The organism is Asticcacaulis sp. DW145 (assembly GCF_037101385.1).
GTDB lineage: Bacteria > Pseudomonadota > Alphaproteobacteria > Caulobacterales > Caulobacteraceae > Asticcacaulis > Asticcacaulis currens.
Window position 1 is genome coordinate 1211378 of sequence record NZ_AP029024.1, and the last position, 14309, is coordinate 1225686.

At 61.4% G+C, this 14309-nt stretch carries 8 protein-coding genes; 3 read left to right on the forward strand and 5 right to left on the reverse strand.

What is annotated here, in order from left to right; translation table 11 throughout:
• Nucleotides 1–139 precede the first annotated feature (139 nt).
• Nucleotides 140–865 carry a TetR/AcrR family transcriptional regulator gene (locus tag AACH73_RS05670; RefSeq protein WP_272740126.1) on the forward strand — a complete coding sequence of 242 codons (726 nt, stop codon included), beginning with the start codon at nucleotides 140–142 and terminating at the stop codon, nucleotides 863–865.
• A gap of 3 nt (nucleotides 866–868) precedes the next feature.
• Here AACH73_RS05670 and AACH73_RS05675 read toward each other — a convergent pair whose 3' ends face one another.
• Complete coding sequence (locus AACH73_RS05675; RefSeq protein ID WP_338735696.1) at nucleotides 869–1990, reverse strand: PA0069 family radical SAM protein; 1122 nt, start codon at nucleotides 1988–1990, stop codon at nucleotides 869–871.
• Between the two features lie 158 nt (nucleotides 1991–2148).
• Between AACH73_RS05675 and AACH73_RS05680 the strand changes: the two genes are divergently transcribed.
• Nucleotides 2149–3315: a Gfo/Idh/MocA family oxidoreductase gene (locus AACH73_RS05680; protein WP_338735698.1), complete on the forward strand. Its 1167-nt coding sequence runs from the start codon at nucleotides 2149–2151 to the stop codon at nucleotides 3313–3315.
• On the opposite strand, the gene AACH73_RS05685 is transcribed toward AACH73_RS05680, so the two are convergent.
• Complete coding sequence (locus AACH73_RS05685; protein WP_338735699.1) at nucleotides 3312–4259, reverse strand: SMP-30/gluconolactonase/LRE family protein; 948 nt, start codon at nucleotides 4257–4259, stop codon at nucleotides 3312–3314. The genes AACH73_RS05680 and AACH73_RS05685 overlap by 4 nt on opposite strands.
• A gap of 234 nt (nucleotides 4260–4493) precedes the next feature.
• On the reverse strand, nucleotides 4494–7658 hold the full coding sequence (locus AACH73_RS05690; RefSeq protein ID WP_338735700.1) for an autotransporter outer membrane beta-barrel domain-containing protein: 3165 nt from the start codon (nucleotides 7656–7658) through the stop codon (nucleotides 4494–4496).
• 273 nt (nucleotides 7659–7931) lie between these two features.
• On the opposite strand from AACH73_RS05690, the gene AACH73_RS05695 reads away from it, so the two are divergent.
• Nucleotides 7932–9527: an FMN-binding glutamate synthase family protein gene (locus tag AACH73_RS05695; protein WP_272740461.1), complete on the forward strand. Its 1596-nt coding sequence runs from the start codon at nucleotides 7932–7934 to the stop codon at nucleotides 9525–9527.
• 80 nt (nucleotides 9528–9607) lie between these two features.
• Here AACH73_RS05695 and typA read toward each other — a convergent pair whose 3' ends face one another.
• Nucleotides 9608–11443 (reverse strand): translational GTPase TypA, encoded by a 1836-nt coding sequence (typA, locus tag AACH73_RS05700; RefSeq protein ID WP_126420263.1) that lies wholly within the window; start codon nucleotides 11441–11443, stop codon nucleotides 9608–9610.
• Between the two features lie 292 nt (nucleotides 11444–11735).
• Nucleotides 11736–14207, reverse strand: coding sequence for a prolyl oligopeptidase family serine peptidase (locus tag AACH73_RS05705; RefSeq protein WP_338735703.1), 2472 nt, complete (start codon nucleotides 14205–14207; stop codon nucleotides 11736–11738).
• Between the last annotated feature and the right edge of the window lie 102 nt (nucleotides 14208–14309).

Sequence of the window (14309 nt, forward strand, 5' to 3'; positions counted from 1 at the left end):
AAAAATTTGTCAGCAGTCGTGAAAGTGTGTCGAAATCTTAGTGTGTCGACGGGCAGATATGACATCTGCGTGTCGGGGACTGGCAGCAGGGGAGAGGACACGCTACATAGGGGACAGTAAAAGGAGTAATCGTGCTGCCATGGTGCACCAGCCTTACGAGACGCTGATTCATAAGAGCGAGGCCGTAGATGCCGACGCTGTGGTGCTGGGTCTGCCCGATGTCTGCGGCGATCAGGCGCTGGAGGCGAGTGCCTGCTGCAAGCGTCCGCGGGGTCGTCCGCGCGCCTATGACCCCGATCTCGTGCTGGAAAAGGCTTTGTTTGTGTTCTGGGAAAAGGGTTTTGCCGCGACCTCTCTGGATGATCTGGTCGAAGCGACGGGCGTCAACCGCCCCAGCCTCTATGCCGGCTTCGGCGACAAGGAAGCCCTCTATCTCAAATCCATGCAGCGTTACCGTCATCGCATCAGCGAGCAACTGGATACGGTGCTGAGTTGCAAGGGGCAGGGCGATAGTCTCGGCACCATTGTCGGGCGCTATTTCGACATCATGATCGGCACCTACACCGGTCAGAGCGAACACCCGCTGGGCTGCGCCTTCATGTGCACGGCGCTCAACGAAGCGCCACAGCACGAATCGATCCTGGAGATGCTGCAAAACACCATCGAAGAGTTCGACGTGCGCTTCGAGCGCTTCTTTACCGACGCCCAGACCTATGGCTGTCTGCCCCCCCATCATGACCCGAAGGTGCTGGCCCAGATGATCGGCGGCATCACGGCCAATCTGGGGGTGCGCGCCCGTGCCGGGGCGTCAGCGGACGAACTGCGCGGCATTGCCGGGAATATGACGCGGATGCTGTTCGGATAAGAGTTAAAACAAGCGCATCTGCGGGTCGCCGCCACGGAACTGCGTCGAATCGAGCGGTGTGCGCGGCGCATCCAAGCCATACCGCCGCACGGCCAGATCATAGCGCTGTTTGAGCAGATCCGCCTCCAGACCCGTGCCGGTCATGCGCGTCTTGAAATTGGGATCGTTCAGCTTGCCGCCGCGCAGGGCGCGGATGCGATTAAGTACGCGGTCGGCGCGATCTGGAAAGTTAAGTCGCAACCAATCTTCGAACAGCAGCTTGATCTCGTGCGGCAACCGCACAGGAATATAGCCGCCGCGGATGGCACCGGCTTCGGCCCCGGCCTTGAGGATGTTTTCCAGTTCATGACAGGTCAGCCCGGGGATCAGCGGGGCCGCCAGTACATTTACCCGAATACCGGCGGCACTGAGCGCGCGGATGGTTTCGATGCGCTTCATTGGCGTCGCGGCGCGCGGCTCCATTGCCTGCGCAATATGGCGGTCGAGCGTCGTCACCGACAGGGTGGCCGAAAACAGATTGGCCGCCGCCATGGGGGCCAGAATATCCAGATCTCGCAGAATCAGGGCTGATTTGGTGACGATATGCACCGGATGGCGAAACTCCCACAGCACCTCCAGCAACCGTCGCGTCAGGCGTTCGCTGCGTTCAATCGGCTGATAGGCGTCGGTATTGATACCGAGCGCCAGCGGCGCGGCGCGGTATTTGGGATGCGACAGTTCTTCGCGCAGCCGTTCCGCGGCGTCGGGTTTGCGAAAGATGCGGGTTTCGAAATCCAGTCCCGGCGACAGGTCCAGATAGGCGTGGGTCGGGCGGGCGAAACAATAGATACAGCCGTGCTCGCAGCCCTTGTACGGATTAATGGAGCGGCTCGACCCCACATCCGGCGAGTCGTTATAGCTGATGACCTTGCGCACGGCGTCTATGCCGAGGATGGTCTGCACACGCTCGATATCGGGATGGTCTTCGCTGTCCCAGCCGTCGGTCGTGTCGTAGCGATCAGGGGCATCAAAACGGCCGCTAAGGCGGTTCGACACCGCGCCGCGTCCCTTGCGCACCCGATCGGGCAGGGCGTCTTCATCGGTAATGCGTTCGGTGCGCAGGGTAGGCAGGGGCTTTGAGGACATGCCCTGAGCTTACCACTTAAAAAGAACATAACAAGAACAAAATGTATCGGGACAGCTAAGTCAGGTTCAGTGAAAAAAGCCTTGGGTAAACGTTGTCACATGGTCGGATTCCGGTTTACAGTACCGCCACCTTATAAATTCAAACAGAGGAAACCCCCATGATGGATCGCCGAAAGCTTTTAATAGGTGCCGGAGGGCTGCCGCTGGCCGCCAGTGCCGCCGCTACCGCCGCCGCTACCGCTCAAACAACAGGCAAAGCCGCCGGTCAGCCCCTGCCCAACGGGGTTGATCTGCCGGAACCGCCCAAAAAGCGTCTGGGCTGGGCCGTGGTCGGTCTGGGCAGCTACGCCATCAATCAGGTGATATCCGGCTTCCTTCAGGCCGACGAGTCGCGCATGACCGCCTTCGTCTCCGGCAATCCGGCCAAGGCAAAGGACCTCGCCGAGCGGTATGGCGTGGCCAAAACCTATGGCTATGACGATTTCGACAAGATCGCCGCCGACAAGGACATCGACTGCGTCTATATCGTCCTGCCGGTAGGGCTGCACGCCGAATACACGATCCGCGCCCTGAAGGCCGGCAAGCACGTCCTGTGCGAAAAGCCGATGGCTTCAACGGTCGAAGAGTGCGAGGCGATGGTGGCCACCGCCAGGGCGGCCAATCGGCAATTGGGTGTGGCCTATCGCGTGCATTTCGAGCCGCTCAATATCGAGGTGAAGCGCCGCTGCAAGCAGGGTGAACTGGGCGACCTGCGCTACATCACCGGCGATGCCGGCTTCAATGCCGACCCGCAATACCCGCCGATGAAGTGGCGTCTGGACAAGCCGCTGGCCGGTGGCGGTTCGATGTACGATATCGGCATCTATGCGCTGAACGGCACCCTGATGCTGGCCGACCAGATGCCCGACACGGTGTCGGCGGTCTATGCCTATTCGAAGGATGATCCGCGCTTTAAGACCGTCGAAGGCGGGCTAAACTGGCGCATGACCTTCCCGTCGGGGCTCAGTGCACAGGGCTCGTCCTCCTACTGCTACGCAGGCGGATCGCGCATCAAGGTGTTCGGGGCCAGCGCCGCCATCAATATGGACCCGGCATCGGACTATTACGATAACCGCGCCAATCTGCACCGCGGCTGGGACCCCGGTACGCCGGTGCGTGCTGCCCCGCCCTATACCCAGTTCGCCGCGCAGGTGGACGGTTTTTCGCAGGCCGCGCGCAGCAATACGCCGCACCGCACGCCGGGCGAGATGGGGCTGCGTGACATCCGATTGATTCAGGCCATGTACCGCAGCGCCGATCAGGGCGGAGTGCCTGTTAAGGTTTAACCCGCGAAAGGCGTCGCGGGCAGGCCTGTGTGCCCGCGCAGCCGGGCCGGCGTCACTTCAAACAGTGTCCCGGCCACGCCCTTATCCGGCGCAGTGTCGGGCAGGAACTGCGCTGCTGAACTGATATACAGGTGATCGAGTTTGGCCCCGCCGAAGGCCATGCTGGTGATCTGGGTGGCGGGCAGGGTGATGGCGAAATCCAGTTTGCCATCCGGATTATAGCGGCTGACGCGGCCACCGCCATAATGGGCGATCCATACGCCACCCTGCGCATCCGTAGTCATGCCGTCCGGCGCGCCCATATCGCCGTCAAATTTCACGAAAAGCCGCTTGTTGGACAGCGTACCATCGGGCGCGACATCAAAGGCAAAGACCTCCTTGTCGTAGGTTTCAGTGTGCCACAGGGTGCGGCCATCCGCGCTGAAGGTCGGGCCATTGGCGCACAGATAGGGACCATCAACCTTGGTGACGCTGAGATCGGCGCCGATGCGATAGAAGGCCCCGACCTTTTCCTTCCATTTGGTGTCCATGGTGCCGGTCCACAGACGGCCTTTGGCATCGACCTTGCCGTCGTTCAGCCGCGTGTCTTCGCGCTTTTCGGGCTGGACGAGAAGGGTGAAGGCACCGCTTTTGGGATCGAAGCCATAGACTCCGTCGCTAAGGCCCGCAATCAGGCCGCCCGATTTGCGGTCGGCGAGGAAACAGACGGGCCTGGGTGTCTTCCAGGTTTTCAGATCGCCGCTTTTCGGATCGAGCGCGTAAATGGTCTGACCCGAAATATTGACCCAGAAAATTCGCTTGTGGGGCGCCGACCAGTAGGGGCCTTCGCCCAAGGCGTCGCCCGCTCCACCAAGGCCCCGGATACCCGTGTCGGCAGCCACGGCTTGCATCGGTAAGGTAAGAGCGGCCAGTCCAAGGGCAAGGCTATGGCGACGGGTGATCATGGTGGGTTTCCTCTGTCCGGAGGGCGCGGATTCGCCCTGCATTATAGGGTGACAACGTTATCACCTCTCGAACGGTGCGAACAGAGAAAAGCGCTTCTGAACCTACTGCTGCCACAGGTGGCTCACTCCCTGCAATGGACGATAAGGCTCAATTGATATATGAGAAAATGTATAATAAACGTTGTTTATAAATAATAATTTATCTTTTTGCAAACTGACGCTTTAGGTACGGGATCAGAATTTGAAACCGGTGCGAAGACTAAGTTTGTAATTACTGTATTCACTGTATTTTTCGCCCTCGGCTTCAAGTGATAGATAACCATATTCGTTGCCTGCCATCATACGCAAACCGATGACCGGCGCGCCGCCCTTAACGTTTCCCGCCGAGAGACTAAAGGCCTCACCATCCATAAAGCGCGCGACGGTATCGTCCACCTTCACCGAGACATTATTGCGATAACCCACCCAGAACTCCGGTTGCAGTAGCGCCGTGCGGTCGCCACGTCCGAAGCTCAGGAGCGCAGAGGCCGTAGCGATATGGCTCTGGCGTTCCCCCACGCTGAGGTCGAAGGCGGTGCCGCCGCCGCTCTCTTCCCGCGCCTCTTCTTTGAGCGCGTAATAGTCGAGGGAGACAAGCGGCTTTACGCTGATTGGCCCCAGCGTCGCCCGGTAGGAGGCCCCCGTACTGCCTGAGAGACTGTAGCCGTTCCATTTGGCGCGCGCCGTGAGGGTATTGGCTGACCCCACCATCTGACGCTCCGTCTCAAAGAAGGTGCCGCCAGCGCCGGCGCTTAACCAGGCCTTCACACCGCCACGATCCAGTCGCCAGTAACCGCCCACGGTGAAATCGGCCGCCGAAGAGGTTTCATAGGCGGTGGCGTAGGTGTCCTTCGGTGTCGCCGCCGTGTAGCTGGTGAAGAGCCCCACCGCCTGCCCATAGCCCAGACCGCGTTCGATGCCGCCGGCAAAGCTGAACCCGGTGGTCTTGAACCCCAGGGTCTGGCCGCGTTCGCGGTTGAGCTGATAGCCCTCTTCCTGAATCCAGTAATGGGTTTCACCCATGCCGGGCAGGATGGATTGCTTTTCAATCGAGCGCGTCAGGGCCTCGCGCCCGCGCGACAGAGACAGCAGGGTTTCGCCCGAAAAGTCGGGCAGAAAGGCCGCAAAGGTCCTGACAAAACCGCTTTCAGTCGTGGCGGCCAGAAGCGTACTCTTCGTGTCATCGTCGGTCGCGGCCGCCGTCAGCACTGCCCCCAAGGCGCTGTACTCGGTGACGCTCAGACCGGATTCGGACTGCGTGCGCAGACGAAAATCGGCATAGAGTCCGTCATTGGCGCTGCCCGTCGTCAGGGTGGATTTGTAAAGCCAGGGAACCTGCTCATCCATGTCTGCGAAATCGAGCGTCCCGAAGTCGATATTTTTGCCGGTCATCAGGGTGAAGCGCGTCGGCGTCTGGATGATCTTGTCCAGCGTCAGATAAAGCGCCGCGCCATCGTCGAACACCGTCGTGCCGGTATTGATCAGAAGGGGCCGGGTGGGGGCTGCGGTGGTCAGCCCCAGATAAAGCTCGCTCTCACTCCCCACATGCAGGCTCGACAGGATAAGCTGCGAGCCCGCGCTCAGCCCCAGACGTCCGTTGGCGACATCGACGGCCACCGTTCCGGCTCCGGTCAGCTTGCCCAGAACAACGCCTTCCTCTTCAATGGTCAGGCTGTTGCTGCCCGCGCCGAAGTCGATATTGCCGTAAATATGGCCGTTGGAGACACGCAGCGTATCATTGCCAGACCCCAGTTTCACATCGCCGGTGATATAGGGCAGGGCGTAGTCGTCATCATCGAGATGGGCATTGACCACCTCAATCGTCGTGCCCACGCTGTTGGCACTGAGATTTATGGCCACCGCGCGGTTTACGGCGGTGTCGGTCACATCGTCTTCGTCCTCATCGCCGGGGGTGATGCCGGCGGAGAGGCTGCCATTGATCAGGAGCGAGGTCAGGGTATTGGAGGTGTCGCGCAAGGCCGTGGCATTGGCGGTCGTGCCATAGCCGTAGGCGGTGAGGGCACCCCCTGTTTCAATCTTCAGCGTGCTTAGAGTCGCACCGCTGCCGATATCCAGACCATAGGCCGTGTCGGAATGGGTCGTGGTGGTGTTCGCTGAAACGGTCCCTGACAGATTCAGTGTACCCACCCGCGCACCGCTTTTCAGCGTCAGGCCCGTGGCGGTCGCTTCATTGGCGGAGGCGCTGACCGAGCCGGACAGGCCAATGCCATTGGTGACGTTAACGTCGTAACCCAGACCGGCGATCTGTACAGCGGTCGCGCTGACGCCTTCATAGAGCCCATGAGCGGCCACGGAACCGCGTATGTCGAGCCCGTAGGTACGGCCACTGTAATCATCGGTGGCCGTGTCATGATAGGCTATGGCCCCAAGCGTAATGCCCTGCGTATCGGAACCGATCAGCAGGGCCGGAGCCGTGCCGTACTGGACGATAGAGGCCGTGCCCTCTTCGGTATCTTCTATATCATTGCCGTTTTCATCGGTATTGGTGTCGTCCTCGCTGGTGACGGCGGCGTTGATCAGCACACCACCGCTGACAGTATTTGAGACCTGTATCGCGGCCTTGGCCTGATAGAGGTCGTCGGCGTCCAGAAGATCCAGATAATCGTCGGAGATGCTTGTGTAGCGATAGCCGGTATTGGTGACTGAGGCGTCGATCACCAAAACACCGTTGATCGCGCCGGAAAGTTCAACCGCCTGCGCGTCCTTGCCCTGCGTGTAGATAGAGCCACTCAGATAGACCTGACCGGTTTGCGGGCCACGCAGGGCGATACCGCGGGCGTCGTCGCCGAGGACGCTGATCGCGCCATCAAACAGAAAATCACCGACCTGACCCTTTTCAAACAGGATGGCGGCGGACTGATTACCATGGACGCTGATCGTCGAGTCGATATCGGCATCACCCGTCAGCAGTCCAGTAGCACGAACCCCATAGCGGTTGGTCCCCTCTGCGAAGACGCCATCGACGATATTGTCGCTGTTCTTGTCCTCTGCGGTGTAGCTATCCGTAACCGTAATTGTCCCCGACAGGTCGAGGCTGGTTGTCCGGGCGCCGTCAATCAGGACGGCGGTGGCGCCGCTGTCTGAGGAGGACATTTCGACCACCCCATTGAGCACCAGTGCGTTGTTCGAATTGACGGTGAGGGCGGTGCCGCTTGTCAAAGTGATCGTGGCGGCATCGGTGACGTCGATATCGTCTGCACTGCCGCTGTTGGCTGTGGCCGTTTGTAAGGGCGCCGTGGTGGCCGTCGAAACCGTGGTGGTCGCTAAAGCCGCCGGGCTGTTAAAAACGAGAGCCAGAGCGGTGGCAGAAAGAAGCAGCGAACGACGGGGATGGCGCATGATTGACCTTGGCGGGGAATGACAGTCGCCAAGGGGGTAAAGGGCCGCTGAGGCGGCAGAAGGGCCTTAAGATTACGCGAAGGTCGCAGAGTGTCAGGGCTGCAATGCGGATGCACTTTGCCGGCAATGGGGTGGTTTCAGTTCCGTACCCAAAAAGCCCTGATGCGGTTTAACAGCACCGTTCAGAAAACCGTCGCAAGCGCTTGATAATGTCAGCTATATGACTAATCGGGCGGGGCGGCGGTGATATCGAGATTTTTTATCCTTCAGGGTGTGTGGTTGCTGACGCTTGCCTGCGCGGTGGCGGGCTATTTTGTTGATCAGCGTCTGTGGTGGGGTTTGCTCCTCCTTGCGCCGTTGAGCCTGATCGGTTTGCGCGACCTGACCCAGACCTCACACGCCATCCTGCGCAACTATCCGATTATCGGGCATTTTCGCTTTATCCTTGAGGCGGTGCGGCCGGAAATCCGCCAGTACCTGATCGAGGACGACCGCGACCCGGTGCCTTTCACCCGCGAGCAGCGCGCGCTCGTCTATCGCCGCGCCAAGAATGTGTCGGACAAGCTGCCCTTTGGCACTATCCGCGACGTCAATGCCGTGGGTTACGGATGGATATCTCATTCGATGCGCCCGTCCAAAATCGCCTCCAGCGACTTTCGCCTCAGCATCGGCGGGCGCGATTGTCAGAAGCCCTATTTCGCCTCGGTGCTCAATATTTCGGGCACCAGCTTCGGTGCCGTGTCGGCCAATGCCATCATGGCCTTCAATAAAGGGGCGAAGCTCGGCGGCTTTGCCCACAATACCGGTGAAGGGGCCATTTCCAAATATCACCGCAAATATGGCGGGGACCTGATCTGGCAGATCGCCTCGGGCTATTTTGGCTGTCGCACGCCGGAAGGGCAGTTTGATCCGGAGGCCTTTGCGCGCACGGCTGCGCTCGATCAGGTGAAGATGATCGAACTGAAACTCAGTCAGGGGGCCAAGCCGGGACACGGCGGTGTTCTGCCGCGCGCCAAAATCACCAGCGAAATCGCACGCACCCGCCTGATTGATCGCACACGTGATTGCGTGTCGCCTGCCGCCCACCCGGCCTTTTCGACGCCGCGCGAAATGATGAGTTTTATCGCCGCACTGCGTCGCCTGTCGGGCGGCAAACCGGTAGGTTTGAAACTGGCGATCGGCCACCGGGCCGAGTTTCTGGCGCTGGTCAAGGCCATGCTGGCCACCGGCATCACGCCGGACTATATCGTTGTCGATGGGGGCGAAGGCGGCACCGGCGCGGCACCGGTCGAATTGTCCAACCACGTCGGCCTGCCTTTGTTCGAAGGATTGAGCTTTGTGCACAATGCGCTGGTGGGGGCCGGGCTGCGCGGTCATGTCCGCATCGGCGCGTCGGGCAAGGTTGTCTCGGCCTTCGATTTTTGCCGCGTGCACGCGCTGGGGGCCGATTTTGTAATGGCGGCGCGCGCCTTCATGTTCGCTGCCGGCTGTATTCAGGCCCGCGCCTGCCATACCAATCACTGTCCGACCGGGGTGACAACTCAGGCGTGGTGGCGCAGACGCGCGCTTGTGGTCAGGGACAAGGCGCCGCGCGTGGAGCACTACCATCGCAATACGTTGAAAGCCTTGTCAGAAATGCTGGCGGCGGCGGGCCTTAACCACCCGCGTGACCTCAAGCCGTGGCATCTGCACGTGCGCGCCGCCAATGGCGAGGTTGTGCGCGGCGATGTTGCCTATCCTCACGTCGAACCGGGCGCCATCCTCAATGGCACAGCGCGCGAAGGTCTGATGAAGCAGTGGCACCGCGCCCAGATCGACACTTTCGAGCCGCTGGACGAGGCCATCGTCGAGCAGATGTTGAAGGGCTAGGGCAAGACAAGGGGGCAAGGTCCCCTTGCTCCCAATACCGATGTCAAAGAAAAACGGCCCCGTTTCCGGGGCCGTTCGCTTTAGTCTTCCTTGGCGCGCTTCTTGCGGAACGACGGGTTCAGTTCCTTCTTGCGCAGGCGGATATTGAGCGGGGTCACTTCGACCAGTTCATCATCTTCAATATAGGCGATGGCCTGTTCCAGTGTCGGGCGACGCGGCGGGGTGAGGCGGATGGCTTCATCCTTGCCCGACGCGCGCACGTTGGTCAGCTGCTTGGCCTTCATCGGGTTGACGTCGAGGTCGTCGGCGCGCGAATTTTCACCGATGATCATGCCCATATAGGTCTTTTCACCGGCACCGACGAACATCACGCCGCGCTCTTCGAGGTTCCACAGGGCGTAGGCCGCCGTTTCACCGTCCGAGTTTGACACCAGCACGCCCTTGCGCTGCTGCTCAATCGGGCCCTTATAGGCTTCGTAGTGCGAGAAGACTCGGTTGAGGACGCCCGAACCGCGCGTATCGGTCAGGAACTCGCCCTGATAACCGATCAGCGAGCGCGACGGTGACTTGAGCTGAATACGCGTCTTGCCCGCGCCCGACGGCGCCATGTCCTTCAGCTCGGCCTTGCGCGCCGACAGCTTTTCGATGACGACGCCGGTAAACTCTTCGTCCACGTCGATCATGACGTCTTCGATGGGCTCCATGCGCTCACCAGTTTCCGGATCGGTCTGATAGACCACACGTGGACGAGAAATGGCGACTTCGAAGCCTTCGCGGCGCATGTTTTCGATCAGCACGCCCAGTTGCAGTTCGCCGCGACCGGCGACTTCGAAGGCGTCCTTTTCACCCGATTCGGTGACGCGGATCGCGACATTCGATTCGGCTTCCTTCAGCAGCCGGTCACGGATAACGCGCGACTGCACCTTGGAGCCTTCACGACCGGCCAGCGGCGAGTCGTTGACCGATACGGTCATCGAGATGGTCGGCGGGTCGATCGGCTGCGCCGGCAGGGCGGTGTCGAGCGACATATCGCAAAGCGTATCGGCAACCGTGGCCTTCGACAGACCGGCGATGGCGACGATGTCACCGGCTTCCGAACCTTCGTCCAGCGGCTGACGCTTCAGGCCGCGGAAGGCCAGCACCTTGGTGATGCGGCCGCGCTCGATTTCCTGACCGTCGCGATTCAGCGCCTTGATGGCCAGACCGGGGGTAGCCTTACCCTGAGCGATCCGGCCCGTCAGGATGCGGCCCAGGAACGGATCGGATTCGATCAGCACGGCCAGCATCTGGAACGGCTCATTGACCTTTGCCTGCACGGCGGGCGGCGGCACGTGATCGACGATCAGGTCGAACAGCGGCGCGAGGTTGTCGGACGGCACATTGAGGTCCAGCGTCGCCCAGCCTGAACGGCCCGACGCATAGATGTGCGGGAAGTCGAGTTGCTCATCCGTCGCGCCCATGGCAGCGAACAGGTCGAAGGCTTCGTTGTGCACGCGGTCGGGATCGGCGTGGGCGCGATCAACCTTGTTGATGCACAGGATCGGACGCAGGCCCAGCTTCAGCGCCTTGCCCAGCACGAACTTGGTCTGCGGCATGACGCCTTCTTCGGCGTCCACGAGGATGACGCAGCCGTCCACCATGCCCAGAATGCGCTCAACCTCGCCGCCGAAATCGGCGTGGCCCGGTGTGTCGATAATATTGATGCGGGTTTCGCCGGCCTTACCGTTCCACAGGACCGAGGTACACTTGGCGAGGATGGTGATGCCGCGCTCGCGCTCCTGATCGTTGGAGTCCATGGCGCGCTCAACCGTGGCTTCGTTGGCGCGGAACACGCCCGACTGAGCCAGAAGGGCGTCCACGAGCGTCGTCTTGCCGTGGTCAACGTGGGCGATAATGGCGATATTGCGAAGATTCATAAAAGACTCTGATCTTTCCTCGGCCCATATCGGGAGAGGATGGCGCGCCGATATATAAACCGGGGGCCGGGTGGGGGGCTTTTCCGCACGCCTCCGTCAGGTGCCGGAGGCGCTTGCCAACCCATAAAAAAGCCTCTCGCAGACATATGTGAGAGGCCAAACCGGTTCGGCGCGCGTGATTTGGCGCGGTCTATAACCGAATCTGCGTCAAAGCGCCACCCCGAACCGTGGATTATTTTTGCGGATGCGAAGGGACGGAGCGCGTCTTACCGGAGGCGCTCCGTCCCTTCGCTTACTTCGCGGCGGGTTTATCCGCGCGCGGCGGGGCGTTCTTGACATAGGTGTCCAGCCAGCGCGTCATTTCCCACAGCGTATGCAGGTTGGACTCGCGCGCGCGATAGCCATGCGCCTCATTGGGTAGCACCACATAGCGGACATTGGCCCCGGCACCTTTCAGGGCGGCGTAGAAGCGCTCGCTCTGGATGGGGAAGGTGCCGGAATTGTCGTCCGCTTCGCCGTGGATCAGCAGGATCGGGTCCTTGATGTTACGCACATAGGTGAAGGGGCTCATCTTCGTATAGGTGTCGGTCGCCTCCCAGTAGGTGCGCTGTTCCGACTGGAAACCAAACGGCGTCAAGGTGCGGTTATAGGCCCCTGAGCGCGCGATCCCGGCCCGGAACAGGTCGGTGTGCGCCAGCAGGTTGGCGGTCATGAAGGCCCCATAGCTGTGGCCGCCCACAGCAATGCGGTTACGATCCGCGACGCCCAGAGCCACGACGGCATCGACCGCGGCCTTGGCGCTGGCGGTCAGTTGCTCGACATAGGTGTCGTTCGGTTCGGCCCCGTCCTTACCGATGATCGGCATGGAAGGCCCGTCCAGCACCGCATAGCCCTGCGTCAGCAGGAACAGGTGGCTGGCCCCGCCCGGACGGACGAAACGATTGCCGCTATCCACCGTCTGGCTGGCGACCGAGGCGTCGGTAAACTCTTCCGGATAGGCCCACATGAAGAGGGGCAGGGGACCATCCTTGGCCTTATCATAACCGGCGGGCAGGTAGAGGGTGCCCGACAGCTTGACGCCATCGGCCCGCGTATAGGTCAGGGTCTGCTTGGTAACCCCGGCAAATTGCGGCGCGCGGTCCGGGAACTGCGTCAGGGCACGGGACTTCGAGCCTGTGGCCACCGGACGGATGAAGTAGTTGGGGGCGTCGTCCTTGCTTTCGCGGCGGGTGATGACCGACTTGCCCGCCAGATCAGCCAGCGCCACCGGCGCTTCGTAATAGGGGGCTTCGGCCTGCCACAGGCGGGTGACCTTGCCGTCGCTCAGCGACATCTTGCCCACAAAGGGGAATTCGCCCTTGGCCGAGGCGCCGGCCCCCATCACAAAGACCGACTTGCCGTCCGGGGTGAAGTGCAGCACCTCTTCGCCCTCGGCGGTGAGGCGCGACACGGCGCTGCCCGGATCATTGTAGCGGTCCTGATAGTTGCGTTCCAGCAGCACGCGGCCGCTGCCGGGCCTGGAGGGATCGAGTGCGATACGCTTTTCCTTGCGCGTATCGAACCAGCGGCTGGTGACCAGCGCGAAGTCGGCGCGGCCCCAGTCGAGCCCGGCATAGCGCTGATCGAGGTCGATCAGCTTTTGCGGCGTGCTGTCGAACGGCGCATTGAGCGTAAACAGGGTATCGCGGATGGCCGCCTTGGCTTTCGGATCGCCGCCGTCCTGCGCTTCGGCCCACACCAGCGTGGCCGGGGCATCGGCCCGCCATGAGACGGAGCGCGGCCCGGTGGGCACGGCGTCGAAGGCGGCGGGGAGATTATCCGTTAACGGACGATCAGCCAGAAGCTTGACCGGCTTGCCATCCAGTGTGCTCACCGCGATCTCGGTCGGGAAACGCCCGGCAGGGACAAGATAGCTGTAGGGACGCTTGAGGCGGCTGGTCAGCAGGTACTTGCCGTCCGGTGAAACGGACATCGAGGTGTAGAGACCCGGCGTGCCGATCGGCGTGATCGCCCCGTCGCTTAGCGAAACGCGCGTGATCTGGGACGTGAAATAATAGTCGAACAGGGCCTCGTCATAGGCATTGCCCAGCAGGTCCTGATAGGTGCGGATGGCGGCGGTGCGTCCCTTTGATTCCTGAATAATGGGGCCGGAGGGCGTGGTGTCCTTCACCGGGGCAGCGCCGCGTTCGGCAGGAACAGCCGGGAAGATGAGCCCGGAACCATCCGACAGCCAGTCGAAATCTGGGGAAAAAGCGCTATTGACGATTCCCGCCGTCAGCTTCTTGGCCGTTGCTGTCTTAACGTCGGCGACCCACAGCTCAAGACCACCGCTGGCATCGACCAGAAAGCCCAGCCTTGTGCCGTCCGGTGACCAGCGCGGCGACAGGAAGCGCGTCCCGGCGGGCAAGGCAACCGGACGCACGGCCCCCGTGGCCACGTCTTCAAAGGCCAGACTGTTCAGCCAGGCGGCGCGCGCTTCGATGGGGCCATTATTGCGCGGATTGATGCGATAGCCGCCCAGACGCAGGATCGGTTCCGACACGGCGGCGATGGAGGGCAGGTTCTCACGGCCGATCTGCGCCATGGTGCGGCGTTCGGGGCTGACCATGACGCCGGGGGTCGGCGGGGCGTCGAGGATCTGCGCAATCGGTGCCGGAGGTAACTGATAGCCTGTGGCCGGTGCGGCCCAGACCGGAGTCAGGGTGGCGGCGGCAATAAAGGCGGTGACGGCGGCCGCAGTGGCGCGCAGGTGGCTGAGTCTCATGGCATGGCCCCTTTTGATTAGGGCGACAGTCTTACGTTTGTCACAAATGTAATCAAGGGGCGAACACACATAGGACCGCAAGGGTGCGACGATTTATCATAA